Origin of the sequence: Halocatena pleomorpha, assembly GCF_003862495.1 — an archaeon.
In the GTDB taxonomy this organism is placed as follows: domain Archaea; phylum Halobacteriota; class Halobacteria; order Halobacteriales; family Haloarculaceae; genus Halocatena; species Halocatena pleomorpha.
This window is the reverse complement of the sequence record NZ_RRCH01000006.1, coordinates 1-23,997: the sequence shown is the minus strand read 5'-3', so window position 1 is coordinate 23,997 and position 23,997 is coordinate 1. Positions and strand designations below refer to the sequence as shown.

The 23,997-nt window shown below is 58.9% G+C and carries 30 protein-coding genes, 1 tRNA gene and 1 pseudogene; 17 read left to right on the top strand and 15 right to left on the bottom strand.

Annotated elements, in window-relative coordinates; translation table 11 throughout:
* Positions 1–10: 10 nt before the first annotated feature.
* Positions 11–541 (bottom strand): type II toxin-antitoxin system RatA family toxin, encoded by a 531-nt coding sequence (locus EIK79_RS04015; RefSeq protein ID WP_124953859.1) that lies wholly within the window; start codon positions 539–541, stop codon positions 11–13.
* A gap of 115 nt (positions 542–656) precedes the next feature.
* Here EIK79_RS04015 and coaBC point away from each other — a divergent pair, with 115 nt between their 5' ends.
* Entirely contained in the window at positions 657–1,811 is a 1,155-nt protein-coding gene (gene coaBC / locus EIK79_RS04010) for a bifunctional phosphopantothenoylcysteine decarboxylase/phosphopantothenate--cysteine ligase CoaBC (protein WP_124953858.1), read from the top strand.
* 123 nt (positions 1,812–1,934) lie between these two features.
* Here the strand turns inward: coaBC and EIK79_RS18945 are convergent, their stop codons facing one another.
* The gene (locus EIK79_RS18945; RefSeq protein WP_267900522.1) at positions 1,935–2,063 is read right to left on the bottom strand and encodes a hypothetical protein; all 129 of its coding nucleotides are present in this window, start codon (positions 2,061–2,063) and stop codon (positions 1,935–1,937) included.
* Positions 2,064–2,257: 194 nt separating this feature from the next.
* Here EIK79_RS18945 and EIK79_RS17935 point away from each other — a divergent pair, with 194 nt between their 5' ends.
* Together EIK79_RS17935 and EIK79_RS04000 are read left to right on the top strand one after the other, a co-directional pair.
* A complete protein-coding gene (locus tag EIK79_RS17935; protein WP_185715500.1) occupies positions 2,258–2,674 on the top strand; it encodes a type IV pilin in 417 nt (138 codons plus the stop codon).
* A gap of 93 nt (positions 2,675–2,767) precedes the next feature.
* Positions 2,768–2,965 (top strand): hypothetical protein, encoded by a 198-nt coding sequence (locus EIK79_RS04000; protein WP_124953856.1) that lies wholly within the window; start codon positions 2,768–2,770, stop codon positions 2,963–2,965.
* Between the two features lie 19 nt (positions 2,966–2,984).
* On the opposite strand, the gene EIK79_RS03995 is transcribed toward EIK79_RS04000, so the two are convergent.
* A complete protein-coding gene (locus EIK79_RS03995; protein WP_185715499.1) occupies positions 2,985–3,731 on the bottom strand; it encodes a DsbA family protein in 747 nt (248 codons plus the stop codon).
* 275 nt (positions 3,732–4,006) lie between these two features.
* Between EIK79_RS03995 and hpt the strand changes: the two genes are divergently transcribed.
* The 4 genes from hpt (at position 4,007) to EIK79_RS03975 (ending at position 7,235) form a co-directional block, all read left to right on the top strand.
* Positions 4,007–4,570: a hypoxanthine/guanine phosphoribosyltransferase gene (hpt, locus tag EIK79_RS03990; protein WP_124953854.1), complete on the top strand. Its 564-nt coding sequence runs from the start codon at positions 4,007–4,009 to the stop codon at positions 4,568–4,570.
* A gap of 61 nt (positions 4,571–4,631) precedes the next feature.
* Positions 4,632–5,957 carry a M28 family peptidase gene (locus EIK79_RS03985; RefSeq protein ID WP_124953853.1) on the top strand — a complete coding sequence of 442 codons (1,326 nt, stop codon included), beginning with the start codon at positions 4,632–4,634 and terminating at the stop codon, positions 5,955–5,957.
* 24 nt (positions 5,958–5,981) lie between these two features.
* Complete coding sequence (locus tag EIK79_RS03980; RefSeq protein WP_124953852.1) at positions 5,982–6,770, top strand: NAD(+)/NADH kinase; 789 nt, start codon at positions 5,982–5,984, stop codon at positions 6,768–6,770.
* A 24-nt stretch (positions 6,771–6,794) separates the two neighbouring features.
* Positions 6,795–7,235, top strand: coding sequence for a DUF7313 family protein (locus EIK79_RS03975; RefSeq protein ID WP_124953851.1), 441 nt, complete (start codon positions 6,795–6,797; stop codon positions 7,233–7,235).
* A 131-nt stretch (positions 7,236–7,366) separates the two neighbouring features.
* Here the strand turns inward: EIK79_RS03975 and EIK79_RS03970 are convergent, their stop codons facing one another.
* The 4 genes from EIK79_RS03970 to EIK79_RS03955 form a co-directional block, all read right to left on the bottom strand.
* On the bottom strand, positions 7,367–7,627 hold the full coding sequence (locus EIK79_RS03970) for a DUF7314 family protein (protein ID WP_124953850.1): 261 nt from the start codon (positions 7,625–7,627) through the stop codon (positions 7,367–7,369).
* Positions 7,628–7,636: 9 nt separating this feature from the next.
* Entirely contained in the window at positions 7,637–7,936 is a 300-nt protein-coding gene (locus tag EIK79_RS03965) for a DUF7315 family membrane protein (protein ID WP_124953849.1), read from the bottom strand.
* 370 nt (positions 7,937–8,306) lie between these two features.
* Positions 8,307–9,452, bottom strand: coding sequence for a pyridoxal phosphate-dependent aminotransferase (locus EIK79_RS03960; RefSeq protein ID WP_124953848.1), 1,146 nt, complete (start codon positions 9,450–9,452; stop codon positions 8,307–8,309).
* Positions 9,449–9,937, bottom strand: coding sequence for an Lrp/AsnC family transcriptional regulator (locus EIK79_RS03955; RefSeq protein ID WP_124953847.1), 489 nt, complete (start codon positions 9,935–9,937; stop codon positions 9,449–9,451). Before EIK79_RS03955 ends, EIK79_RS03960 begins: the two co-directional genes overlap by 4 nt.
* 115 nt (positions 9,938–10,052) lie before the next feature.
* Here EIK79_RS03955 and EIK79_RS03950 point away from each other — a divergent pair, with 115 nt between their 5' ends.
* Positions 10,053–10,232 carry a DUF7317 family protein gene (locus EIK79_RS03950; protein WP_124953846.1) on the top strand — a complete coding sequence of 60 codons (180 nt, stop codon included), beginning with the start codon at positions 10,053–10,055 and terminating at the stop codon, positions 10,230–10,232.
* 138 nt (positions 10,233–10,370) lie between these two features.
* Here the strand turns inward: EIK79_RS03950 and EIK79_RS03945 are convergent, their stop codons facing one another.
* Positions 10,371–11,075 carry a hypothetical protein gene (locus EIK79_RS03945; protein ID WP_124953845.1) on the bottom strand — a complete coding sequence of 235 codons (705 nt, stop codon included), beginning with the start codon at positions 11,073–11,075 and terminating at the stop codon, positions 10,371–10,373.
* 284 nt (positions 11,076–11,359) lie between these two features.
* Between EIK79_RS03945 and EIK79_RS03940 the strand changes: the two genes are divergently transcribed.
* The 6 genes and pseudogenes from EIK79_RS03940 (at position 11,360) to EIK79_RS03915 (ending at position 16,060) form a co-directional block, all read left to right on the top strand.
* On the top strand, positions 11,360–11,929 hold the full coding sequence (locus tag EIK79_RS03940) for a thioredoxin family protein (protein WP_124953844.1): 570 nt from the start codon (positions 11,360–11,362) through the stop codon (positions 11,927–11,929).
* Between the two features lie 78 nt (positions 11,930–12,007).
* A pseudogene (locus tag EIK79_RS03935) lies at positions 12,008–13,056 on the top strand (NAD(P)-dependent alcohol dehydrogenase).
* A gap of 45 nt (positions 13,057–13,101) precedes the next feature.
* A complete protein-coding gene (locus EIK79_RS03930; protein ID WP_124953843.1) occupies positions 13,102–13,416 on the top strand; it encodes a 30S ribosomal protein S24e in 315 nt (104 codons plus the stop codon).
* Between the two features lie 24 nt (positions 13,417–13,440).
* Positions 13,441–15,021: a bifunctional N(6)-L-threonylcarbamoyladenine synthase/serine/threonine protein kinase gene (locus EIK79_RS03925; RefSeq protein WP_124953842.1), complete on the top strand. Its 1,581-nt coding sequence runs from the start codon at positions 13,441–13,443 to the stop codon at positions 15,019–15,021.
* Between the two features lie 78 nt (positions 15,022–15,099).
* Entirely contained in the window at positions 15,100–15,369 is a 270-nt protein-coding gene (locus EIK79_RS03920; RefSeq protein ID WP_124953841.1) for a DUF5808 domain-containing protein, read from the top strand.
* Positions 15,370–15,415: 46 nt separating this feature from the next.
* The gene (locus EIK79_RS03915; RefSeq protein WP_124953840.1) at positions 15,416–16,060 is read left to right on the top strand and encodes a non-canonical purine NTP pyrophosphatase; all 645 of its coding nucleotides are present in this window, start codon (positions 15,416–15,418) and stop codon (positions 16,058–16,060) included.
* A 23-nt stretch (positions 16,061–16,083) separates the two neighbouring features.
* On the opposite strand, the gene EIK79_RS03910 is transcribed toward EIK79_RS03915, so the two are convergent.
* From EIK79_RS03910 to EIK79_RS03905, 3 genes are read right to left on the bottom strand one after another with little or no spacing between them, the layout of a single operon-like run.
* Positions 16,084–16,545 carry a DUF7384 family protein gene (locus EIK79_RS03910; protein WP_124953839.1) on the bottom strand — a complete coding sequence of 154 codons (462 nt, stop codon included), beginning with the start codon at positions 16,543–16,545 and terminating at the stop codon, positions 16,084–16,086.
* A complete protein-coding gene (locus tag EIK79_RS18940) occupies positions 16,538–16,672 on the bottom strand; it encodes a hypothetical protein (protein ID WP_267900521.1) in 135 nt (44 codons plus the stop codon). Before EIK79_RS18940 ends, EIK79_RS03910 begins: the two co-directional genes overlap by 8 nt.
* 10 nt (positions 16,673–16,682) lie before the next feature.
* Positions 16,683–17,336: a potassium channel family protein gene (locus EIK79_RS03905; RefSeq protein ID WP_124953838.1), complete on the bottom strand. Its 654-nt coding sequence runs from the start codon at positions 17,334–17,336 to the stop codon at positions 16,683–16,685.
* A 128-nt stretch (positions 17,337–17,464) separates the two neighbouring features.
* Here EIK79_RS03905 and EIK79_RS03900 point away from each other — a divergent pair, with 128 nt between their 5' ends.
* The 3 genes from EIK79_RS03900 to EIK79_RS03895 are packed head-to-tail and all read left to right on the top strand — an operon-like array spanning position 17,465 to position 20,819.
* The gene (locus tag EIK79_RS03900) at positions 17,465–19,309 is read left to right on the top strand and encodes an ArnT family glycosyltransferase (RefSeq protein WP_124953837.1); all 1,845 of its coding nucleotides are present in this window, start codon (positions 17,465–17,467) and stop codon (positions 19,307–19,309) included.
* 49 nt (positions 19,310–19,358) lie between these two features.
* Complete coding sequence (locus EIK79_RS18935) at positions 19,359–19,481, top strand: hypothetical protein (RefSeq protein ID WP_267900520.1); 123 nt, start codon at positions 19,359–19,361, stop codon at positions 19,479–19,481.
* A 51-nt stretch (positions 19,482–19,532) separates the two neighbouring features.
* Positions 19,533–20,819 (top strand): tRNA pseudouridine(54/55) synthase Pus10, encoded by a 1,287-nt coding sequence (locus EIK79_RS03895; protein WP_124953836.1) that lies wholly within the window; start codon positions 19,533–19,535, stop codon positions 20,817–20,819.
* A 98-nt stretch (positions 20,820–20,917) separates the two neighbouring features.
* Here EIK79_RS03895 and EIK79_RS03890 read toward each other — a convergent pair.
* From EIK79_RS03890 to EIK79_RS03875, 4 genes are all read right to left on the bottom strand, one after another.
* Positions 20,918–20,993 (bottom strand) — tRNA-Thr (locus EIK79_RS03890).
* A 20-nt stretch (positions 20,994–21,013) separates the two neighbouring features.
* Positions 21,014–21,523, bottom strand: a complete 510-nt coding sequence (locus EIK79_RS03885) for a GNAT family N-acetyltransferase (protein ID WP_124953835.1) — start codon at positions 21,521–21,523, stop codon at positions 21,014–21,016.
* A 6-nt stretch (positions 21,524–21,529) separates the two neighbouring features.
* Complete coding sequence (locus EIK79_RS03880) at positions 21,530–22,723, bottom strand: phosphoglycerate kinase (RefSeq protein WP_124953834.1); 1,194 nt, start codon at positions 22,721–22,723, stop codon at positions 21,530–21,532.
* A 194-nt stretch (positions 22,724–22,917) separates the two neighbouring features.
* Positions 22,918–23,451, bottom strand: coding sequence for a CBS domain-containing protein (locus EIK79_RS03875; RefSeq protein WP_124953833.1), 534 nt, complete (start codon positions 23,449–23,451; stop codon positions 22,918–22,920).
* Positions 23,452–23,997: the final 546 nt, after the last annotated feature.

Here is a 23,997-nt window from a genome sequence, read left to right as displayed (position 1 = left end):
GCCGGGCCGGTCACACAGAATCGGGCGCAGCGTGAATATCGACCTCTACGGGTCGCTCCTCGCCTTCGAGATCGGCAACGATCCGCCGAACGATGGTTCTCGCCTCCCCTTCGATTTTCGGCGTCACTTTTTCGATCACCCAATCAAGCGAGACGAGTGCAGGCAGATCGATCGCGTCTTTGTTCGCTGAATGGGGGTTGAACTCCACTCGAAGGCGGACCTCCGAGGCGTCTGGTTCATCGTCCGGTGCTTGCTCCGGTATGTGTTCGACCCTCCAGTAGCCGTGGGCGTCAACGTCTTTGGTCAGTTCCCAATCGATGCGGGTAGGCGAATCGAGTGTAGTGACTTCCGAACGAGCGGTGTACGACAGCTTCCACCACGAAAACACGAGATCGTACGTCGTCCCCGTTTTCCCGTCGCCGTACTGGCGGACTTCAGTGATGTGCTCGGAATAGTTCGCGTACCGTGGAAAATCCACGAGAAACTCGTACACCTCCTCGGGCGGCAGATACACTACGGTGCTGGCTTCAACGGCGTCCACACTTCCTGTCTATCTGCCATCCTCCTAAGTATACTGTTCTCTCGATGTGCGCCTGCTGTCGAGTCGATCCCGCAAGAGGGACCATTTACAACAGTTTAGCACGCATGACTGAACAATGCTCGAAGGAGTGAACGTCGCGCTCTGTGTGACTGGGTCGATCGCGGCGGTTCGAACCGTCGAACTTGCCCACGAACTCCGGCGGTGTGGGGCGACCGTGCGAACGGTGATGACCGAGAGCGCACAAGGCATTATCCATCCATGGGCGCTCGAATTCGCTACGGATCATGCTGTTGTTACCGAGATCACCGGATCAGTCGAACACGTCGAGTTGTGTGGACACGACGGGTGGGCAGATGTGGTACTCATCGCACCCACGACGGCAAACACGATCGGAAAGATCGCGGCCGCTATCGACGACACGCCGGTGACGACGTGTGTGACAACCGCGCTCGGAACCGACATTCCGATCGTCGTCGCCCCAGCGATGCACCAACCCATGTACGATCACCCCGGCGTCCTCGAAGCCATCGAACGGATCGAATCGTGGGGTGTGACGTTCGTTGCTCCCCGCATCGAAGAAGGAAAGGCCAAGATCGCCGCCGACGATTCGATCGTGTTGTCGCTGGCGAAGCAGACGGGAGCTGATCCACTAGCTGGCAAGCACATCGTCGTGACAAGTGGTGCAACGACCGAGCGGATCGATCCGGTCCGGACAATCACGAACCGCGCGTCTGGACGCACTGGGCGAGCTATCGCGCGCGCGTGTTACGTCCGTGGCGGGAACGTCACGTTGGTCCACGATGGAGACGACGTATCGTATGCCGCTGTCGAGCACGTCGAGAGCGCGGACGAAATGATCGACGCTGTCGAACGCCACGTTCCGATGGCTGACGCGCTCGTTTCGGCGGCAGCCATCTCCGATTACACCACAGAAACACGCTCGGAAAAGGTTCGGTCGGGTCAGCAGCTGACAATCGATCTCGAACCGACACCGAAACTCATCGACACCGTCCGTGATGCGCATCCGGAGCTCCCGATTGTCGGATTCAAACTCGAAAGCGGTGGTAACGACGACGATCTGATCGACGCAGCTCGTGGTCCACTCAACCGGGCTGACCTCTCCTTTGTCGTCGCAAACGACACGACTGTTTTGGGTGAACGACAAACTCGTGCGCTGCTCGTCGGGCCAAACGACCATACGGAGTACGTTGGATCAAAAACTGGACTCGGTCTCACCGTCGTTGACCGACTCGTTGCCGAACTGCGCTGATCGGTTGCAACGCTGACGCCAAAAAGACGGCTGTGCTCACTGAACGAGACACAAAGGTTTATATTGAAAAACGGGAGCACTCAGCCTTGCACATGCGACGGATCGATTCATCCTTCGACACGCTCATCGTGTCCCCTTTCGGAACGCGACGGTGCTGTTGCGATCGAGTCGACTCGGGTCGACTCGGTTCTGGAGCGACGTTTTACGGTCCCAGTCGGTCGTTTCAACTCGCAACGGTGAGTGGGTCCTCATCGCATGTGCGATCACCCTTTTGGGTTGAAGAGGCATCGAAACGCAAACGGAGGGGATCGACGCGTTGCGAGGTCGATCCAGCCAGTCCGTGTATCAGATCGTCACGGGCCGACTGGGATCTCTCCTGTGTCGCGCGATTCTCGGCTGTTTGGTGTCTGTCGGGGGGCGGACCATACGTCGAAGCCATCGATACAATGAGAACGAAACAATTGCTGTACGGGGAGGAACGGGGGGTATCGCCAGTTATCGGTGTAATCGTGATGGTCGCCATAACTGTGATACTGGCGGCAGTCATCGGTGCGTTCGTGTTCGGGCTTGGGGGCGAACAGGAACAACCGCCCCAAGCCCGACTCGATCTCGCCGTCAACGGTGAACAGGTGACGCTTCGCCACGATAGCGGGGATGCACTCGCTGTTCGAACCATGGATATCGTTCTCGATGGATCGTCGATCGGGTCGGGAGCACTTGAGCCGGGTGGATCCGACGAGGCATACACGGCGGGTGAAACGATCTACACCGGGAGCGTCGACAGTGGTACTGAAATCCTCGTCGTTTGGCGCAGTCCAACTAGCGATAGAACTACGACACTGTTCCATTCCACGATGCCGTAAGTAAGACCACGAACGAAATGGAAAATATCTAGATGAGATCGCCTAAAAAGAGTTAAATGGACGCTTCCCCGACAATGGCTAACGGTTAGTCCGATGGTGAGAAAGAAGAAACTCAGTCCCAGTGGGACCAAGGATGCAGACGGTCAGTACCACAACGCTCACCTCAATCTACACGAGGACGAGTTAACGGTCGCAGGAATGTCGATCGGCGATGAGGTGTTTGTCCGGGTCCGCGAAGACAAAATCATCATCCAAAAAGCAGACCAAGAGGAGGTCGAACACGATTTGTGACAAGCGACGACAGATCAGTTCAGTCGTTTTTCATCGCCTGTACCGTACTTTCGAACGCGTTGTACGGTTGGGTGCCAGTGATCTTCCGTGTAGTGTCCGTATTATAGTTTACAAAAACGAACGCCGGCGTTCGTTTGATGTGCGCTTGATCGGCGGTATCGATTTCGGCTTGAATCTCTTCTTTGATGCTGTCCTGTCGATTTTGAATACAGTCCCTGAGCGGATCGGTATCGAAACCGGCGCTGTCTGTGATTGTGAGGAGGTTCTCGATGTCGGCCCATCCACTGTTTTCTTCGCCCTGCCGTTCGAAGATGGTACGGTGCCACGTCCAGAACCGATTGGGGTCGTTGTCGACAACCTGGTTCCACACGCATTTCGAGAGAAGGGCAGCCGGCAGGGAATTCGGTCCGATGTTCGGTAGTTGCAAGAAGACGACCCGCAGAGATCCTTCTGCAACGAAGGTACTGGTTATCTCCGGATGGATGTTCAGTGTGAACTTCGAACAGAACGGACAGAGATAATCGCTCCAGTAGTACATATCGATCGGCGCGTCGTTCGATCCCATCACGGGACTGTTATCCAATGCAACGCCGTAGTCGGTCGTCCCACTCGCCGGCTGCATGTAGGGTGCCGCACCGTTCGGTGAGGCTACCGTCGATTCGGTCGCCTCGTTGATCGCCGGCGTCTGCTCAGGGATCGATCCATCCGAATTATCGCCCAGGAGACTCATACAGCCCGCAACGCTGCTAGCAAGCACGAGGCTCATACTACGAAGCACTGTCCGTCTCCGGTTCGATCGAATATCGGACATTGTTGGTTCGGAGCGACGTTGAATCGCCGTTCCTGTATACATCCCAGTGTCAGTGTCCCCCTCTAACTCTTGTGTTACATTCTATCCCTATTTGACGAACACAGAAATTCTGTCACCCGAGTCATACGATTCAGACACAACAAAATCGACCAACGCTCGATATGTGAGAACGGATATCGAACGGAGTTACAACAAGCTGTACTTTTACGTCTTCACCATGTACGGGCAGCATGGAACGGCTCTCTCAGTCGCTTCGGGACGCGCCAATCATCCAAAAGGGGGAGTACGAATACTTCGTCCATCCGATCAGTGACGGGGTTCCGATGTTGGAACCGGAGTTGCTCCGGGAAATCGTCATCGGAATCATCCGAAAGGTGGATCTCGACGGCGTCGACAAGATCGTGACACCAGCTGCAATGGGCATTCACATTTCGACAGCCGTGTCGTTAATGACGGATATCCCGCTCGTCGTCATTCGGAAGCGCCAGTACGGGTTAGAGGGCGAAGTTTCGCTCGCGCAAGTAACGGGCTACTCGGAAAACGAGATGTACCTGAACGACGTTGAACCCGACGATCGGGTGCTGTTGCTCGATGACGTGCTGTCAACGGGGGGAACGCTCCACAGCATCACCAGCGCACTCGAAGAGATCGGCGCAGACATCGCGGACATCGTTGCGGTCATCAAAAAGGTCGGCGGAGAGAATAAGATGGACGACCACAACGTGAAAACGCTGATTAACGTCGATGTCGTCTCCGGTTCGGTTGTGATCGTCGACGAAAACGGCGACGGATAGCTTTTCGCGGTTCGAATGCGGTCACCGCACTGATTATCATCGTGTTTGTCGTGTGTACCGTATGACCGACTGGATCGGTACGACGTTTACGAGCACTGTCGGGTGGGATCATCTTGAACGGCTGGTCGACATCGACAACCGGATGGCTGGCAGCGACGGTGAACGCGAGGCGGCCGTGGCGACCCGCGAGGCGCTCACAGAGGTCGGTGCGCGGGATGTCCGTCTCGATGCGTTCGATATTCACGGATGGGAGCGACAATCAAGCGCCGTCCGCGCGGGCGGTCGTCACCACGAAAGCATCGCGTTACCGCGCAGCCCCGCCGAGAGCGCTACCGGTGAGTTGGTCGATCTGGGGTACGGTCTCCCCACTGATTTCGAGACCGACCTGAGCGGATCGATCGTACTGGTGTCGAGCACTGTCCCGGAGTGGTACGATCGGTTCATTCACCGCCGCGAGAAGTATTACCGCGCGGTTGACGCGGGCGCAGCCGGCTTCGTTTTCAAAAATCACATCGAGGGCTGTCTCGCCCCGACCGGCAGCGTCGGAACGCCTGTTGAACCGATCGGTGCGATCCCTGCCGTCGGCGTGTCCACGGAGGTTGGTGAACGGCTCATCCGACGCTTCGAAGACGAGCAAGTTACGGTAGATGTCACCGCCAACGTCGGTTCCGCGACCAGTCAGAACGTTCACGCCGTAGTCGGACCGGACACAGACGAGGAGATCCTCGTTACGAGCCACCTCGACGCCCATGACATCGCTGAGGGAGCGATGGACAACGGGATGGGGACGGCCATGGTCGTCGAACTCGCCGCCGCGCTCGCTATGCGCGAAGACGAGCTCGAAACGCGGGTGCGGTTCGTTGCGTTCGGTGCAGAGGAAGTCGGACTGTGTGGGTCCGAACACGAAGCCGGCCAGGCTGATCTCGATCGGATCAAAGCCGTCGTGAACAACGACGGCGTCGCACGGAATCGAACGATTTCGGCGTTCACCCATGGGTTTGCCGGACTCGCTGACGCCCTCGATCAGATCGCAGATCGATTCGATCATCCGATCTCAAAAATCCCACACCAAAACCCTCACAGCGATCACTGGCCGTTCGTGCTTGCGGGTGGTGTTCCCGGACTGCATCTCCGGAGCGAAACTAAGAGTCGAGGCCGAGGATGGGGGCACACTCGTGCGGACACACTCGATAAGTTGGAACAACGAACGCTCCGCGAGAGCGCAATCCTCGTCACTGAACTCCTCGTGTTGCTCGCACGCGATGACACAACACTCGATCACCGACCACGATCGGATATCATCGCGGCTTTACGGCGAGAGGATAAAGCAGAGGGGCTGGCGCTCATCGGTGATCTTCCGGAAGATGAGTCCTCGAAAGTCGTTTAGCGAGGCGGACCAACAACGCTACTGATGACCGACCCACGAGTTGGTATCGTCGGCGATGCGGTCGAGCCGATAGTAACCGCGGTCGAATCCAATGGCGGGACTCCGCTCGTCGATCGTCCCACCGGACAGAACGCCGATCCTGCGTTCATTATCGTTGTGGAAGACGCGGCACTCCGGTCGCTCATTCCGGATCCGTCAGTCCCCATCCTGCCGATCGATATCGATACGCCCGGTCTCAGTTCGATCTCCAGAGACCGACTGCAAACGGAACTCCCCTGGCTACTCGACCTGTTTTCGTCCGATCGAAACCGAACCGATGACTACCCAGACACCGATCCCCGGCAGCTCACTGTCACTCACCCGGTGATCGGCATCGACCGACCCGATGGGCGCGTCTACGCGCTCGCGGACGTGACACTGGTCACCGTCGAATCGGCGCGCATTTCGGAGTACACTGTTGTCGCTACTCACGGTGAGCGCCGGCAGCGGATCATGAGCGTTCGAGCCGACGGCGTCGTGATTGCTACTCCCGCCGGAAGCCACGGCTACGCCCATGACGCCGGTGGTCCACGAGTCGCGGCCGAAACCGGCGTCGGTGTGGTCGTTCCCATCGCGCCGTTTTCGATCGACGCCGACCAGTGGGTGGTCTCGCTGTCGGATGTTCGACTCACTGTCGATCGAAACGATACGGCCGTCGAACTCCGCGTTGATGGTCGTCAGGTCGGAACCGTTTCACCCGCAGAGTCCCTCCGTTTGCAGTCGGTGGCGTCGATCGAAACGATCGACATCCAACGAGGATTGGAAAGGCTCTAATGGAAGCACCCCCCCGATGTAGGTATGGTACTAGCGGCTTCGCTGTTCGGTCCGATCGACACGATCATCGGTCCGCAGATCGAACACGTGCTTTTCGTTCTTGCAGTGGTGAACGTCATAGCTCGTGCTGTCGGGCATCGAACGGTCGTTCGTCAGGCCGAATCAGGCGGCGCAGAAGCGATCAAACGCCACCCCGTGCTCCTCGGGACGAACCTACTGCTCATACTCGGTGTGTTCTACTATACGACGCTTGAGTATCACGCCGGTATCGTGATCTCAACGCTCGTACTCGGTATGGCTCTCACTGATTTCTTCGAATTCGAGTCCAGAAAGGTCGAAGCTCGACAGGAACTCCCGATCGAACGCCCGAAAGGCGCGATCGTTGCTTCCCTGTTGGTTGTCTTATACGCTGGATACCTCAGTGTGTTTTTCCTCATCCAACCGTACTGGTCCCAGATCGTGTGACTCGGTGGTGTGCAACGCGATCCGCGCTGTCACCACGGCTGGACATTATTCCTGAATGTTGTGTTTCGACCGCTGTCGACAACCAAGTTTCAAAGACGGAGTCGGTGTGGATCGAGCCGATACAACTGCTCTCACTCGGTAGCCATCGCCTTTCGCAGCTCTCGCCCGGCGGGGATGAGTACCCAGAACGTGAGCGCGCCCAGAAGGGCGAACCACAGCAGCCCGGTTTTGAATGTGAGCGCGAGCTGATCGAGCATCTGTAGATTTTCCGGTGCTGGCCCCGAAAGCTGGGACTCAGTGAAGCTCGGCGTGTTGTACCAGCCAGCGATAACCATCCACCCGAGCATACTAGTTGTGAGGATGGCGAACCCCTTCATGAATTCGTCGGCCATTATCGGCTGTTAGTCACCGTCGTCTTTAGCGTTTCCCATTCCCATCCCAGCGGTCCGGAATCGGGTTGAGAAGACGTACACCGCCGATCCGGTGACGATCGCCGCGATTCCAAGCAGGGCGAGCGGAACGTTGATCTCGTCTGCAGGGGCTTGGGCCTGCTGGGTCGCCGTATCCAACACAGCGAACCCCGCCACGACTGCGGCCCCGGCAATGAGCGTCGAGAAAACGGTAACGATCTTGTACACCGAAAGCGGGACGATCACGTCACCGTCTTCTGTCGACTGCTCGGATCCGTTGGTGTTGGCCATACGAGAACTGACGCGGCCGGGCCACTTGACTTCCCCACTTCGAACCCCCAACTATCTCCGCTGTCGATCGCTACCCCGCATCATCTCCCTCGACGTGAGGCTTCCCTTGTAGGAAGCCCCGTCCTTTAGGACGGGCGAGGATGTCACTCGGCGTCCATTTCGTCTCCTCGGGTCCATACCCGTTCAACCGACTCTCCCGCTGGTGGTGTGTGAGATATGTCCTTTAGCGTTTCATCGCTCATTGTGTCACAAAGTACCACGATGGTTGTATTTAAGCTCTTCCTGTAATGGGTGAATATTCCTTAAAGATATCCGATTGATACGTATTCCATGGCTAGTAATGGAATAGACAGGACTAGAAGCGGATGCACTACTCCAAGAACCGTTCGAGGCGGTTCATCGCGGTTCGAAGCTCCTCCAATCCGGTCGCATACGACACACGGAGGTGCCCCGAGCCGCTGTCCCCGAACGCCGTCCCCGGCACCATGGCGACGTTCTGTTCTTCGAGGAGCGCTTGGGCGAACGCTTCGGCGTCGTCCCACGGACATTCTGGGAAGACATAGAACGCACCGGTCGCTTCGAAGCAGTCGATGCCCATCTCCGAAAAGCGCGAGAGCACGAACTTCCGTCGGTGGTCGTACTGTGATCGCATCGCTTCGACGGACGCATCACACGATTGGAGGGCTTCGATGGCGGCGTACTGCGGGGTCGTTGGTGCTGACAGCATCGTGTACTGGTGAACGCGGTTCATCGCGTTGATTACTTCGCTTGGTCCGAGCGCATACCCCAATCGGAGTCCCGTCATGGCGTACGCCTTCGAAAAGCCGTTGTACACCACTGTGCGCTCTTTCATCCCCTCGAAGCTGGCGATGGAAGTGTGTTCTCCGGCGTACGTGAGATCCGCGTAGATTTCGTCGGAGAGCACTGTGAGATCGTGCTCGCGGGCGAACGCGGCCACCCGAGCGAGTTCCGCTTCCGTCATCGTTGCGCCGGTTGGGTTGTTCGGATAACAGAGTACGAGCAGATCGGCATCCCCAGCATCGGCCTCTTCGAGCACCTCAGGAGTGAGCACAAACTCGTCTTGGGCCTTCGTTTGGACAGGCCGTACTGTTCCGCCCGCAAAAATGGCACTCGGAACGTATGAGACGTACGAGGGCTGTGCGACGGCGACGATGTCGCCTGGATCGACGAGTGCACGAAACGTCAGATCGAGCGCTTCGCTCGCCCCTGCCGTTACGAGGATCTCCTCGGCTGGATCGTATGTGAGATCCCACTTTCCGATGTGATCTGCAATGGTCTCGCGCAGTTCTCGCTTCCCCCGGTTGGCCGTGTACGAGGTGCGTCCCTGCTCGATGGAACTGATAGCTGCTTCTCGCGCCCGCGAGGGAGCCGTGAAGTCCGGTTCACCCACGCCGAGGGAGATCACGTCATCCATCTCCTCGGCCAACTCGAAGAACCGACGGATCCCCGAGGGGGGAACCTGACGAACGCGCTCAGCGATCGACGGTCCCGTCATGGCGTGACTGACAGGCGGTCATCGTCGTGCCCGTCACCGAATTCGATCCCGTTTTCTTTGTAGCTCTCCATCACGTAGTGGGTAACCGTTTGGGTGACTTCCGGCACTGGAGCCACTTGTTCGCTGATGAACCGGGACACCGCACCCATCGAATCAGCTTCGACATCGAGGGCGAAATCGAAATCCCCGCTCACTAGACGGAGCGAACGCACCTCCTCGAACTTCACGATCCGCTGTGCGATGTCGTCGTACCCTGTCTCGCGATCGAGCGCAACGTTGAGTTCGACGGTGGCCCGAACCGGCTCCGAGTCGGCCTGACTCCAGTCCACGACGGCCTGATACCCCTGAAGAACACCGTCCTGTTCTAAGGTGGCTATCGCTTCCTCGATCTCGTTTTCGTCTCGGCCAGTGAGACGCGCGAGATCGCTCACGGAATAGCGGGCGTTCTCGCGCAGTAGACCGAGCAGTTCGGCGCGTGTGTCCATGCCGGAATTGGCGATGACGCTGGCAAAAAGCCTTGCTACACAATGGGATTCCACGGCATATAATGAGATATAATCTCACAGTATACTTATAGGGTATTGGGACACATTACGAAGTATGCGCCAACACGCGGTCGTGGCTGCGATATCATTGTACCAGTCGGGAACGCTGACGCTCGAACAGGCGGCCGGCTACGCCGGTGTGACACCGGAAACGATGCACAAGCGCCTTCGGGGCAAGGGTGTCGACGTTCGGGAGACGACGGCTCCGGCGAGCGACCCCGTGACCGCGAAATAACGCTCCTTTAGTTTTCGCGTGTGGATAGCGGCATTTTTCTGTGAGGAGCGTTCTGCATAGCCTCCCTGAGGATGAGAGCGCATCATGCCACTGTATTTGACAGGGGTCGGGTGTGCCACCACCATCGTGTTTGCGTTGCTATCGAAACCGGACGCCGTTGAGGTACAGTCCGTTGAACAGGATGATCCCGCCGGACGCGCCCCATATGACCTTCGCGATGAAAATGTCGGTACGACTGACCAATAGAAGCATAATAATGCCGAGGCCGGCAATGCTGACTCCAGCTAGCCGGTGTCTGGATGAGATGCTGAGCATGTGCAGTGGGCCGATCGCAAACAACCCTGAACTCTCCTCAGAACTACGCCTTCTTGCTGTGTGTAGGAGCACGAGCCACGCAAGACAGATGAACAAGAGAGTTGCACAAACAATTGTTAATTCCATAAGTGTGAAGAGGTGGGAAAATGGATTGCCAGCGATCGGCGTGAACGGATCCATTGTTGGATGAGTAACACTATCGAGCGTGACGTGAAGCAGCGTGCCGATAAGCCCCGGAACAACGAGACCAGTGAGGCCGCCTGTATCAGATCGCCATCGATCGAACTGCGTTGGGAACTGGTGCGCACCCAGTACCATCCCGACTGTGAGCATACCAGCGACGACAGCACCGCCGAGATACGTGTGTTCAACCCTGTGGTACGGTCCCGGTAACACTCCCAACCCCGCAAGCAACGGCCAGATATCGAGAACCACGCTGGCAGTGCAGAGTGTCAGGAGATCGATCCAGCGGCGAAGCGGAAGGCCGATCAGTAGTGCTGGACCGAGATGGTAGAGCGTAAACGGCATCAGTACACGCTCTGACGTAGAAGTAAAAGAGTGTTTACTATTCTCGTATGGTAGCTAGAGAGGACCCTATGCTGTCTGCTGTCCTAACTATTGTCTCCACCCACAGATATCTCCAGAATACACCACTCACAAACATGTTTGCTAGCAGGCGGAGGCGGTGCGGTCGCGGTGCGGTGGCGGTGCATCGCGGTGCGGTGGCGGAGCGGACAAAACGCAGCACCGCGAGCGGGAGCGAGCAGCTTTTTTCGCCCACGTTTTTTCCGCTCGGGTCCAAGGGTTCTCGTATGGCACTCGAAGAATCAACACAGGAACTCGAACGCGGCGAACAGGCACCGGATTTCGAACTACCGGGAACGGACGATGAACAGTATTCGCTCTCGGATTTCGAGGGGTATGAGGCCCTACTGCTGGTGTTCACGTGCAACCACTGCCCGTACGCGAAGGCCAAAATGGACGCGCTGAACGCGATCGCCGCCGATTACGAGGAGGTAGCGGTCGTCGGCATAAACCCCAACGACGCCGAGGAGTATCCCGGTGACTCCTTCGAACGAATGCGTGAACTCGTTTCGGAGGGAACGATCGCATACGACGCGTATCTCCGTGACGAAAGCCAAACCGTCGCCCGCGCCTACGGGGCGACGTGTACACCCGATCCATTCCTGTTTTCGAACACCGACGCCGGATTCACGCTCGCATACCACGGTCGACTCGACGACGCGATGAGTCCAGACGAGGATCCATCCGGTGAGCCTGGCTTTGAGATGCGCGCCGTCAGTGACGCCGTGCTCGCTGACGAACCGGTCGAAACGGCGTTCCGTCCCTCACGGGGCTGTTCGATCAAATGGAAAGAGTGACCGACGGACCCTCTGGCCATCGTGTATAATAACCAACAATACTTTTTACCCGTCCCCCACCGATTGTTACACAGTATCATGCAAGCTGCGCGCCTCCACGACTACACTGACGACATGAGCACCGCGCTCACCATCGATGAGATCGATCGGCCAGTTGTGACCGATCCCACCGCGCTGCTCATCGAGACCGAGGGGGCGGGGTGGTGTCAAACCGATAACCACGTCATCGAAGGGATGTGGACGGAGTATGTGCCCCAAGAGCTGCCGATGACACTCGGCCACGAGAACGCGGGAACCGTCGTCGAAGTGGGGGGGCAGGAGTGACAACGGTGGTAGAAGGTGATCAGGTCATCTGTCACCCTGTTCGGACGTGTGGCGTGTGTCGGGCGTGTCGATTGGGTGAGGACATGCATTGTGAGAATCTTTCGTTTCCTGGGCTGAGTACCGACGGCGGGTTTGCGGAGTATCTGCTCACCAACGAACGGTCAGTAATCACGCTTCCAGATGGCGTCGATCCGGCAGAGATTGCACCCCACGCCGACGCGGGCATCACCGCCTACCACGCCGTGAAGAAGGCGACCACCGAACTCGTACCCGGATCGACTGCCGTCGTCATCGGCGTCGGTGGACTCGGTCACATTGGAGTCCAATGTCTTTTGGCGATGTCGGCCGCGACGATTGTCGCCGTCGATATCAAACAGGACGCCCTCGATCTGGCCCAGCGCCTCGGCGTCGATCACACCATCAATTCGGGTGAGGAAAATCTCGTCTCAGCCATCGATTCGATAACAGATGGGACGGGAGCCACACAGGTGCTCGATTTCGTCGGCAGCGACGAGACGACTGCGACTGGTCCGGACATCGTCGCACCCGGCGGTGATTTCCACGTCGTCGGATACGGTGGTCACGTCCATCAACCCGCACAGGCACTCGTTGATGGTGAACTCGCCTACCGCGGAGCGCTCGTCGGTCGGTACACCGAGTTACAGGAACTCATGGCGCTCGTTGATCGCGGTGCTGTCGAGCTCCACACCACCCACTATCCGCTCGATGAGATCAATACCGTCGCAGAGAAACTCGAACACGGTGAGATCGAGGGCCGCGCCGTTATCAGACCGAACGGTTAGTGCTTCGAAATCCTTTTAGCTGTTTCGGAGGCAAGTATCGGTAACATGGACATCGAAATCATCAACGAAGAGGATAATCCGATGTTACACCGTTCGGATGTTCGGTTTCGGGTTGTTCACGAGGACGCAACACCATCGCGGCTGTCGGTGCGTGACAGCCTTGCGGCCATGCTGAACAAAGACGCCGATGAGGTTGTTATTCACAAACTCGACACGAAATACGGAATGCGCAAAACCATCGGCTACGCCAAAGTGTATCAGACTGCCGAACACGCCCGAGATGTCGAGCAGTCGTACATGCTCGATCGAAACAAGATCGGCGCTGAAATGGAATCGGACGCTGAGACCGAAGAGGCCTGAGCTGCCGGCTGGAACCTGAAACAGATGCGCGTTCTCGGTATTGAGGGAACAGCGTGGGCCGCGAGTGCCGCGGTGTACGATTCGACGGCCGAAACGGTGTCGATTTTCACCGACGAGTATCAACCGGAGAGCGGCGGTATTCACCCCCGCGAGGCCGCAGAGCACATGCGCGAGGCGATCCCCGAGGTGGTTGGCCGCGCCCGCGATTCGACCGACGAGATCGATGTTGTCGCTTTTTCTCGGGGTCCGGGACTCGGGCCGTGTCTCCGTATTGTCGGGACTGCCGGGCGGGCGCTGGCGGGAACGCTTGACGTTCCGCTTGTCGGCGTCAACCACATGCTCGCTCATCTCGAGATCGGTCGCCACCGGTCGGGGTTCGATGCTCCGGTGTGTTTGAATGCGAGCGGTGCCAACGCCCACATTCTCGGCTATCACAACGGTCGGTATCGCGTGCTCGGTGAGACGATGGACACCGGTGTCGGCAACGCGATCGATAAGTTCACTCGCCACGTCGGCTGGTCACACCCCGGCGGTCCAAAGGTCGAAGCCGCGGCGGCCGACGGCGAATACGCCGATCTGCCCTACGTGGTCAAGGGAATGGATTTCTCTTTCTCGGGGATCATGAGCGCGGCCAAAGAGGCATACGACGACGGCGTGGCGATCGAGGATGTCTGCTTTTCGCTTCAGGAAACGATCTTTGCGATGCTCGCGGAGGTCTCGGAACGAGCGCTGTCGCTGACTGGGGCGGATGAACTCGTTCTCGGCGGTGGCGTCGGACAGAACGGCCGCCTTCGGGACATGCTTGAAACGATGTGCGCTGCCCGAGGCGCGTCCTTTTATGCCCCGGAACCACGCTTTCTCCGGGACAACGCCGGCATGATCGCGGTGCTCGGGGCGAAAATGGCCGCTGCCGGTGATGACATCCCGATCGAGGAGTCGCGAGTGCGCCCGAACTTTCGGCCTGACGAGGTGCCTGTCACGTGGCGGACTGGCTCCGATCGTCGTCCGACAGAAACAACGAGCGCAGTCACTGACGATCCTCAGCGCGGTGCGGAGGCGACCGTCGAGATCGACGACGGAAACGTGATCAAAACACGGGTGCCGAAGGCCTACAGACATCCCCAACTCGACGAGCGGCTTCGTCGGGAGCGTACCCGTGCGGAGGCCCGAGTGACGAGCGATGCGCGGCGGCTCGGGGTGTCAACGCCAGCGCTCCGGGATATCGACGAACGCGAGCCTCGGATCGTCTTTGAACACGTCGGCACCGCAGACCTCCGAGACGACCCGACCGAGGCACAGGTGCGGGATGTGGGTCGTCTCCTCGCCACGCTTCACGCGGCGGACATCGTCCACGGCGATCCCACTACCAGAAACGTCCGCGTCGGCAACCGAACGTGGCTCATCGATTTCGGACTCGCCTACTACTCCGAGGCGATCGAGGATCACGCGATGGATCTCCACGTGTTCTCCCAAAGCATCGCTGGAACCGCGAGTACTCCCGATCCACTACTCGGCGCGTTCGAAGAATCCTACCGTGACGCCGGTGATCCGGCGGTCATTGATCAACTGCGGACGATCGAGGGACGCGGCCGGTATCAGTCCTAACTCGCTCGGCTGACGCATTTTAATAATCAGTGATAGGTTGTGGTAAATGGTTTAACCATGCCGGACATACCACAGATTATGGTCGATAAGCCACAGTCGGGTGAACTGTTCGGTGTGCCATACAATTTCGAGCGTCCGAGTCTCGGTCGGATGCTGTCGGCCTACTGGCGACCCGATGAAGGTATGTTGGTCGAAAAGCCGTTTGGGATCGGATACACGCTGAACCTCTCCAACTGGCGGTCGTGGATCGTCCTCGCCGTAGCGGGCGCTCTGTTCTACCACCAGCAAAGCGGCGAGGAGGATGAGATATCGAGCGACGACGAGCCGGTTGAAGTCATCGTTGACTGAGCCGGGAACCGATGGTCATTTTCTGAGCGGGGTTCGAGCGGTTAGTATGCTCCATTACGTGACGACGAACCCCGGGAAGGTTCGAGAGGCACGCGAGTATCTCGGTGACGACGCAGTGACTGCGTTCGACTACGACTATCCCGAAATCCAGTCCGAAACGCTCGCTCCGATCGCCGCCCACGGCGCGCGCGCGGCGTTTGATCACGTCGGTGAGCCGGTGATCGTTGACGACGCTGGCCTGTTCATCGACGGTCTCGATGGCTTTCCCGGTCCGTACTCCGCGTTCGCAGAAGACACCTTGGGCGTCGAGCGCGTCGGCCGACTCGCCCGCGACGCCGGAGCGAGTCGGGCCACGTTTCGGTGTGTGATCGCCTACTGCGACGGTGAGCCGTTCTCGGCCACGCCCGACTCGGTCGATCAGGGTCGGCGCGGGGATGATCTGGCTGTCGAGGAGCGCGCCACCGCGACGACTGACGATACCGTCGATACGGCGGGCGTACCAGTGAAACTGTTTGAGGGGGTGATTCCCGGCCGGATCGTCGAGCCACGGGGTACTGGCGGCTTCGGCTACGATCCCATTTTCGAACACGATGGCACCACATTCGCGGAGATGTCCACTGATGAGAAAAACGCCGTCTCACACCGTGGGCGGGCGCTCGCCACGTTTTCCGAGTGGTTTGCGGAGCGTTGAGATCGGCAAGCGTGATCGACCCATCAGCGCGAGTCGGAGTCCGGTCCCGGATACGGCTCGTCGAAGGCGGTTTCATAGAAGCGTTCGGGATCGAAGAGGGCGACGAACGCGTCGGGGGATTTGACGCTCGCTTTCATTCGTTTCCTGATCTCGATCCCGGTTTTCGCACTCCTGAGGCGATCATCAAAGGAAAGGACGTGTGCCGCGTTTCCGTGGTACGCTGAGGCGAGTGCTGGGTGGTCTCCGGATGGATTATCAACGGCGATCCGTTCGGCGTCGATCGTCTCGTGCCACACCGTGGCGAGTTCCTCTGAAGCGAGTTCCGCGATGACTGCCTGTGCGTCAGCAAGGAGGGGATCGCTCGCTACCAATTCGAGCCACGAATGCGACCGGACGATGTCAAGCGCCTCGCGGGCACTCCCCCCGATGAGGAGATCCGCTGTGAGCACGTCGCTGTCAGCGACGATTCGCGTTATCTCAGTCATCTCGACGAGCACTGAGCGCAGACTCGATCTCCTCGACAGACACGTCGTACGCCTCGGCACGGTCGAACAGTGCTTCCCAGCCCATACGTTTCCAGTCGTTCTCTACGTCCAAACGTCCATCGGTCACGCAAGCGTGCTCAGCCGCTGAGCAGTCCGCGAACCTCAGAAACGAGATCGGGATCAGCCATGAACGCGATCGTGTCCCCGGACTCAATCGTCGTCTGTGGGAGCGGGATCGTCATTGACTCGTCTTCCCGGCCGTGGGCGTAGATGAGCGACTCTCCGGGCAAATCGACACCTATGACGCGTTCCCCAACGACAGCTGCGTCGTCCCCGACGGTGACGCTGCCGGCAGACAGGTTTTCCGTCAGCGCCCCGAGCACGTCGAAATCACCGCCGTGGAGGGCGGTTTTCGCTCCTGCCGCGCCGAGCCGCTCAGGATAGACGACTTCGTCCACCTCTGCGGCATACTTCTCGTAGATGTCGGCGTGGTAGTCGTCGTCGATTCGAAGCACCGTTCGACAGTCGTATTGGTCCGCGATAACGCACGCACTGAGGTTCACGTTCAGATCGCCGGTCAACCCACCGACCGCGTCGGCCGACTCAACGCCGGCTTCCATCAGCACTGACTCCGCGTCTCCACTCCCTGCGTACACCTCAAACCCTTCTTCTTTGGCGCGCTCGACCTTCTCTGGATCAGTATCGACGATCACTACCTCGTGATCTTCTAACCGAAGGATGTCTGCGGTTCTGATTCCAACCCGTCCGTAGCCCACAATTACGAACCTCATACGGTGGGAAAGAACAACTGATAATAAAAACGTTCGTCCGACCTATTCCGTCATTATCGGAATCGAAGTCGTGGAGCCGAAAAGTCAAACTAACATCGTTTATATGTACTCCTCGTTGAAGCGCCAGTATGTGGCGTGCGACGGGTGAACTGCTGGGGCGGACGAAACGGCAGTTCATCGATGACTTCAGAAGTGATCCGTATTTGCCGTATATTCTTATAGTGGCAACAGTGCTCGCGGGGTTCTGGTTCTGGCACCGAATTCCGAACTTCGCAACACGCGATGAGCGGTGGCGCATCAACAACGTGATGGTTGCGGTCGGGTACTACGTCGAAGAGCCGACGCTTGAATCGTTTCTCGACGGGATTGCGCGGGGACGAGCGTACGGAGCGTCGTTTTATCTCTTCGGTGTCGCCCTGTTGCCGGTGTTCGCCGCAGCTCTCATATTCGGACAGCTTGAGGCGTTCACGACGCTACCCGAGCAACAAGCGGTCGGCCTGTGGGCACACTGGCTCGATACACCGCGCTGGATCTGGACGTGGGGACTGTTGTTCGCGCGTCTCATCAACGTCGTGGTGGTCGTCGCGTGCGTCTACGTCACCTACCGGATCGGGGTTACGATGCGTGACCGGCTGGCTGGACGGCTGTCGGCGCTTCTGTTGACAGTCACGTGGGGGGTCCTCGTCATGGCCCACGAAATCGGAGAGGACGCTCCAGCGCTGCTGTGTTTCTTGCTCGTCGTGTACTGTGGGCTTCGGTACGCCGAGACTGGCGATCGGGCGGTGTTTCTGGCCGGCTGTGTGTTCGGAGCACTGGGCATCGCGTTCAAACTCACCGCCGGCATTGGCGTGATTTTGCTCGGCATCGCGTACGTCCTATACGGATTCGAACCGGAGACGGAGTGGAGTGACGCGCTGATACGGCCGGGCCTACTGAGTCTCGGACTGATCATCGGTGTGACGGTCATCGTCGTCGGCTATCCCAGCGTGTTCGGTGACGGGATCGAACGGATCATTCACCGGATGCAACGCGGTACGTCGAACAAGAGCAACGTTTACGGCTGGCTCGACAGACCAAGCTGGTGGTGGCTTCTTCGTGGTTATCTCAACGGGCTCGGATTGCCATTGTTCAGTGCGGGACTCATCAGCACGGTGATGAACCTTCCCCGACTCCGGAAGCGATCACCCGAAACCAACGGCGTTGTGTTGTCACTAGTCGGTATCACGACGCTTCTTCTGGTGTTCGCTGGCTGGTCTTACATCCGAACCCATCATCTCCTGTTAACGTTCCCGTTGGTCGTGCTCCTCGTCGGGGTGTGGTTGGCACGCCTTCACGATCACAATCGTTCACTTGCGCGCCCGATCATCGCTGTGCTCGTGGTTTCAAGCAGCGTGTACGCCGGTGTCGGCGTGCTCGGCTACGCGAGCCAGCCCCGAGACGAGGCAACCGACTGGCTCCGGACACACGCCGACGAGGACGCGGTGGTCGAAACGTACGTGGCCGATCCCCAAGAGGCTGCCATCCCTCACGGGATGACCGTCAGTCGCCCCTCATATGACCACATGAACGAAAACGGCAATCCTGTGGCACGGGAGGCCTACACCGAATGGATAGAGAAGATGCCAAACCGTTGTCCGGCGTACATCGAACTCACGTATCACAACGGTATTCTCCATCTCGCTCCGGATGACTGGAGCGTCCGGGCTGAACGGCTCTCCTTGTCGGGACAGACCGAGTATTACAGGGCGTTGCTCGCTGAGGACACCCATCCCTACTCCGTCGCGGCAACGTTCGGTTCTCGCCCGGCGTTCCTCGATGAAACGCCCAAGGAAAATGCTTGGCTGGATCTCCTCGGCGTCGGCGTGAATCCCCGGTCGATTCAGTACGGCGATCCGCAGGATTTCGGTCAGAATCAGTACACCGTGATCCTTGAACGCACTGGTGCCTGCTCCCCACCACCGGAGGAACTGTAGTGGCATGGAAAAACATAACGTACAAAGCGGTGTGGCCCAAGATGGAAACATGGCTAGCAACGGGTCTGACAAAACGGTGAAAATAAAACACCGATGCAGTTGTGGAATGACGTTTGAGTCGGCCGAGCAACTCAGAGAGCACGCTCGGGACGAACACGACGCTGTCGTGTGAGGTTGGACTCGGAAGGGACAAGCCGTCGGCGCGATTGGTGAGAGTAACACCATGGATCTTCTTGGGCTTACTCGGGCGGCACTGGACACCGGTCCGCTGTGTGACGCCTGTCTCGGCCGACTCGTCGCTGATCGGGGGTTCGGTCTCACGAACTCCCAGCGTGGCCGCTCGCTTCGGATCACTGTTGCTCTTGTTGACGATCATCCGTACGAGCCACACGCGGATGAGGCGTCGTGTTGGGTGTGTGAAGGCGAGTCCGCCCGTGTGGACTCATTCGCAGAGCGGGCGATTGCGGCGCTCAGGGGGTGGGAGATCGCTACTTACCAGGTCGGAACCCGCGTTCCGCCGCTGCTCGAAGAGAACGATCGGCTGTTGCGCGAGGACGTGGGACTCGACGCGGACGCGGGTGCACCGTTGAAACGGGAACTCAACCGCGAAGTCGGAAAGCGGATCGGGGCAGCGATCGACGCCGATGTCGATCTGGAGCGGCCCGACGCGCTCGTTCTTCTCGATCTGGCGACTGATGAGATCGAACTGCAGGTGAACTCGGCGTTCGTTTACGGGCGGTATCGCAAACTCAAGCGCGATGTGCCCCAAACCAAGTGGCCGTGTTCGGACTGTGGGCAGACAGGCATGCGACGAGGGGAACAGTGTGCAGCGTGTGACGGAACGGGCTATCGGTACGGAACGAGCGTCGAACAGCAGACGGCACCAGTCCTCCGAGAGGCGATGGACGGCAGCGAGGCGGTCTTTCACGGCGCTGGACGCGAGGATGTCGACGCCCGGATGCTCGGGGACGGGCGGCCGTTCGTCATCGAAATCGACGAGCCGCGCACGCGATCTGTGGATCTCGACCGGCTCGAAACGGCGATCAACGAACAAGCCGACGCCGTCGAGGTGTCCGGACTCCGGGCCGCCACACACGAAATGGTCGAACGCGTCAAGCAACTGGACGCCTCGAAGACGTACCGGATGGACGTGAAATTCGACACGCCGATCGACGCGGCGGTGTTCCAGGACGCACTCGACGCGCTCGAAGGCGCGACAATCGAACAGCGCACACCCAACCGCGTCGACCACCGACGGGCCGACATCGATCGAACGCGGACGGTGTACGATATCGACGGAGAACTAACTGATGAGCGCCACGCAACGGTCGAACTCCACGGGGAGGGTGGCCTGTACGTCAAAGAACTCATCAGCAGTGATGCGGGACGAACCGAACCGAGCCTCACGGGACTGCTCGACGTGGACGCCGTCGTGACGGCGCTTGACGTGACCGGCGTCGAAGGCGAAACTGAACCGTTCGAACAGCCTGAATATTTCGTCAGTCAGTGAATTGATCGGTCAGGAGTATTTATCGTCGTACAATAATGTAGTCTGCTGTGTCGTACGGGAATCTTGAGAGCGACAAATCTGAGGACAGTTTTCAGCAGAGCCAAGGATGGGATTTGAACCCATGAATTCTCGATTACAAATCGAGTGCTTGGACCGGACCCAAGCTCCCTTGGCAGCGTGTATCTGTCTATTAGTTACTCGTCCTTTGAGTGTATATCGGTTTCGTGTTTCGCCATCGTGATCCGGTGTGCCGTGTAGCCGTGGTGCTCGTAAAACTGCTGTGCACCCGCATTATTTGTCATCACATCGAGCGTAATCGTCTCGATCCCTTGCTCGTGTAGCGACTCTTCTGCTGCCACGAGCAGCGACGAGCCGATACCGTCTCCGCGATGGTCGGGAACCACATAGAGGTTCTCGATCAGTCCGGCAGCCGTTGTCTCCTCGTACCGTCCCGACTGGGCGCTGAACATCACGAATCCGATGACATCGGTGACCCGATCGAACTCGGTTCGATGGACAGCGTCGTCGGCCCGAGCGACGAGGAGTCCACCAGTGACCAGATGCTGCGTAATCGACTCCCGGATCGGCGTGCGGTTGGATTCTGCAGCGAGGTGTGAGCCGTGTTCCTGTTGCCCGCGAGCGAGCGCCACCCACAGGTCCGCGAGCACGTCCACCTCGTTCCGGTCGGGCGTGTCGATGTCCATCCGTTATCAGGTCTTGGAGTCAAGCGCCGTAACCGCCGGGAGCTGTTCGCCGGTCAACAGCGCGAGCGCCGCACCGCCACCGGTACTGACGTGGTCGAAGCCGGATAATCCGAGTTGACGGAGCGCAGCCGCCGTGTCGCCACCGCCCACGATCGAGAACCCGGCGTCGGTAGCACCACTGTACAGTTCAGTCGTCCCGACGGCGAATCGTTCGTCCTCGAACACCCCGGCCGGCCCGTTGAGAACCACCGTTCCGGCGGCTTCGAACACTTCAGTGTACGCGTCGATCGTTTCCTGTCCCACGTCGAGCGCGGGCTGTTCGACCGGGAGTGATTCGATCGAGTGCTCGACGCGCTCACCATCACGCTCGACAGCGACATCGACAGGGGTCTGAATGCGCTCTGGATACCGTTCGAGTAGGTCCGCGGCCAAGTCGAGTCGATCACGGGCGCGCGAGGTGACGACAGACGCTGTCTCCGCTCCGAGTGATACCCCACTGGCGTGGAGGAACGCGTTCCCGACGACCCCCGTTGTGAGAACCGTATCAGCAATGCCCGACTGGAGAACGGTTTCTGCGATCTCGATCGAGTCGTCGACTTTCGCGCCACCCAGAACGTACACCCGAGGAGACGGGCGCTCTCTGATCTCACCCAGCGCTTCGAGTTCGCGCTCCATCACCCGCCCTCCAAAGCTCGGCAGCCGTTCGGCAAAGCCCACGATCGACGGCTGGGATCGGTGCGCGGCGGCGAACGCGTCGTTGACGAAAACATCGAGCACCATCGATAGGCGGTCAACGAGGTGGGTCTCGGCTGCGCTCGCCGGGTCGAACGACATGTTCTCCTCGCTGTAAAACCGGGTGTTTTCGAGCACGAGCACCGATCCATTCTCCAGCGCCTCGATCCGGTCTCGGGCCGCCTTGCAGAACGTGGCGTCGATGTACTCGACGGGCGCATCGAGCAACTCGTCGAGTCGACGAGCGTGCGCGGAAAGCGGCATGAACTCATCACCCGCGGGCCGGCCCTGGTGAGCGAGCACAGCGACGCGGGCGTTACGCTCCGTGAGTTCCGACAGGGTGTCGACGTGCGCCCGTAGTCGAGCGTCATCCGCCAACTGCCCATCATCCGTGAGTGGGCTGTTGATGTCGACGCGTACCCCTACCGCTGTCCCGCTGGCGTCGAGATCATCGAGCGTCCGTATCATGCCCGAGGTTCCTGTGCGGTCTACGAAAGGTGTTGTGTTTGCTGCCCGATCTCCGCGGAACGTCACACATCTTATTTCGACCACGAGTAAACGATTGACTGTGGATGGATGCGTGTTTATCAGGATATTATCACAAACGCCGATTTTCGGATGGTGCCTCCGAGATCTAGCTCGTCTTTGGACGCTGACAATTGTCACACGTCGAGACAGTCCGAACACAACGATCGTCCGCCAGCAACAGTGAGCGATCGCGTGAACGCACCACAGCCTTCACAGATCCCTTGACTCGCTGCATCGGCGTTGATGTCGGTGTTGTCCGCCGATTCATCGATCGGGAGCGCTTCTTCGTAGGGATCTCCCTGTGGAGCGGTCAGAAGATCTCGCTCGGTCAACAGTCCCATCAGGTTGCCGTTCTCGACAACGAGTAGCGGCTGTGCGGAACCAACGAACCGCTCGGCGGCTGCCTCCACGGACACGTCTGGCGTGATAGTTTCGTAGTCGGTCGTCATGACATCACCGAGCGTTGCGTCGGCTGCGTCGCCGGTGAGAAACCGTCTGAGGAGATCGTGTGTGCTCACTAAACCAACCGGGTCGGTACCCCGAAGCACGACGAGGTGGTCGGTGCGTTCGTTGAGTAACAGTCGGGCGCTCGCTGGGACGGGATCGCTCTCGCTCGCGCCGACGAAGTCGGGCACGAGCACATCTCGAACCGTATCGTGTGTGACCATATCCAGAGGTAGTCGGTAGAGGAAGTAAAATGTGATCCAATAACATTATGAAACAAGAACGCGTAGTTTCCACATTCGCTCAGCGCAGCCGGCGTCACAGATTGAGTCGGTCATCGGCCGGACGGGATCGATCCCATCCGAGAACGTCTCTTGCGGAACGAGTTGTCAGTTTGACACGACATTACTCATTGCATCAGTACCTTTATGTGTGAAGGGGAAGGCAACGATAAACGAGAACGCCAGCACACCGCGGCCGCGCGTTCATGGAAACGCGCCGGGTGTCACTACCACCCGACGCTGGGGTTCTCAGCTCGCAGAACACCCATGATTGGGAACGAAGCAGAGACATGTAACGGTGTCGAATCGTATCAGAAAACTAAACAGCGCCAGCGATGTCCTCGGTGCGGGCGGCCGATTCGATCGCGGTACGCGCATCGGGTGGGATGTCCATTACTGGAGGGCCGGCGATGACCCTCCACCTTTTTTGCGCTCGGGTGGCCGTTGGCCACCACTCCCGCGCGAGACGGTCGCTCACTTCGTTCGCGC

Bases quoted from the DNA above. Each gene is read 5' to 3' on its own strand.
- coaBC (WP_124953858.1), top strand. From the start codon at position 657: ATGCTCGAAGGAGTGAACGTCGCGCTCTGTGTGACTGGGTCGATCGCG.
- EIK79_RS18945 (WP_267900522.1), bottom strand. From the start codon at position 2,063: ATGAGGACCCACTCACCGTTGCGAGTTGAAACGACCGACTGGGACCGT.
- EIK79_RS17935 (WP_185715500.1), top strand. From the start codon at position 2,258: ATGAGAACGAAACAATTGCTGTACGGGGAGGAACGGGGGGTATCGCCA.
- EIK79_RS04000 (WP_124953856.1), top strand. From the start codon at position 2,768: ATGGTGAGAAAGAAGAAACTCAGTCCCAGTGGGACCAAGGATGCAGAC.
- EIK79_RS03995 (WP_185715499.1), bottom strand. From the start codon at position 3,731: ATGAGCCTCGTGCTTGCTAGCAGCGTTGCGGGCTGTATGAGTCTCCTG.
- hpt (WP_124953854.1), top strand. From the start codon at position 4,007: ATGGAACGGCTCTCTCAGTCGCTTCGGGACGCGCCAATCATCCAAAAG.
- EIK79_RS03985 (WP_124953853.1), top strand. From the start codon at position 4,632: ATGACCGACTGGATCGGTACGACGTTTACGAGCACTGTCGGGTGGGAT.
- EIK79_RS03980 (WP_124953852.1), top strand. From the start codon at position 5,982: ATGACCGACCCACGAGTTGGTATCGTCGGCGATGCGGTCGAGCCGATA.
- EIK79_RS03975 (WP_124953851.1), top strand. From the start codon at position 6,795: ATGGTACTAGCGGCTTCGCTGTTCGGTCCGATCGACACGATCATCGGT.
- EIK79_RS03970 (WP_124953850.1), bottom strand. From the start codon at position 7,627: ATGGCCGACGAATTCATGAAGGGGTTCGCCATCCTCACAACTAGTATG.
- EIK79_RS03965 (WP_124953849.1), bottom strand. From the start codon at position 7,936: ATGGCCAACACCAACGGATCCGAGCAGTCGACAGAAGACGGTGACGTG.
- EIK79_RS03960 (WP_124953848.1), bottom strand. From the start codon at position 9,452: ATGACGGGACCGTCGATCGCTGAGCGCGTTCGTCAGGTTCCCCCCTCG.
- EIK79_RS03955 (WP_124953847.1), bottom strand. From the start codon at position 9,937: ATGGACACACGCGCCGAACTGCTCGGTCTACTGCGCGAGAACGCCCGC.
- EIK79_RS03950 (WP_124953846.1), top strand. From the start codon at position 10,053: ATGCGCCAACACGCGGTCGTGGCTGCGATATCATTGTACCAGTCGGGA.
- EIK79_RS03945 (WP_124953845.1), bottom strand. From the start codon at position 11,075: ATGCCGTTTACGCTCTACCATCTCGGTCCAGCACTACTGATCGGCCTT.
- EIK79_RS03940 (WP_124953844.1), top strand. From the start codon at position 11,360: ATGGCACTCGAAGAATCAACACAGGAACTCGAACGCGGCGAACAGGCA.
- EIK79_RS03930 (WP_124953843.1), top strand. From the start codon at position 13,102: ATGGACATCGAAATCATCAACGAAGAGGATAATCCGATGTTACACCGT.
- EIK79_RS03925 (WP_124953842.1), top strand. From the start codon at position 13,441: ATGCGCGTTCTCGGTATTGAGGGAACAGCGTGGGCCGCGAGTGCCGCG.
- EIK79_RS03920 (WP_124953841.1), top strand. From the start codon at position 15,100: ATGGTCGATAAGCCACAGTCGGGTGAACTGTTCGGTGTGCCATACAAT.
- EIK79_RS03915 (WP_124953840.1), top strand. From the start codon at position 15,416: ATGCTCCATTACGTGACGACGAACCCCGGGAAGGTTCGAGAGGCACGC.
- EIK79_RS03910 (WP_124953839.1), bottom strand. From the start codon at position 16,545: ATGACTGAGATAACGCGAATCGTCGCTGACAGCGACGTGCTCACAGCG.
- EIK79_RS03905 (WP_124953838.1), bottom strand. From the start codon at position 17,336: ATGAGGTTCGTAATTGTGGGCTACGGACGGGTTGGAATCAGAACCGCA.
- EIK79_RS03900 (WP_124953837.1), top strand. From the start codon at position 17,465: ATGTGGCGTGCGACGGGTGAACTGCTGGGGCGGACGAAACGGCAGTTC.
- EIK79_RS18935 (WP_267900520.1), top strand. From the start codon at position 19,359: ATGGCTAGCAACGGGTCTGACAAAACGGTGAAAATAAAACACCGATGC.
- EIK79_RS03895 (WP_124953836.1), top strand. From the start codon at position 19,533: ATGGATCTTCTTGGGCTTACTCGGGCGGCACTGGACACCGGTCCGCTG.
- EIK79_RS03885 (WP_124953835.1), bottom strand. From the start codon at position 21,523: ATGGACATCGACACGCCCGACCGGAACGAGGTGGACGTGCTCGCGGAC.
- EIK79_RS03880 (WP_124953834.1), bottom strand. From the start codon at position 22,723: ATGATACGGACGCTCGATGATCTCGACGCCAGCGGGACAGCGGTAGGG.
- EIK79_RS03875 (WP_124953833.1), bottom strand. From the start codon at position 23,451: ATGGTCACACACGATACGGTTCGAGATGTGCTCGTGCCCGACTTCGTC.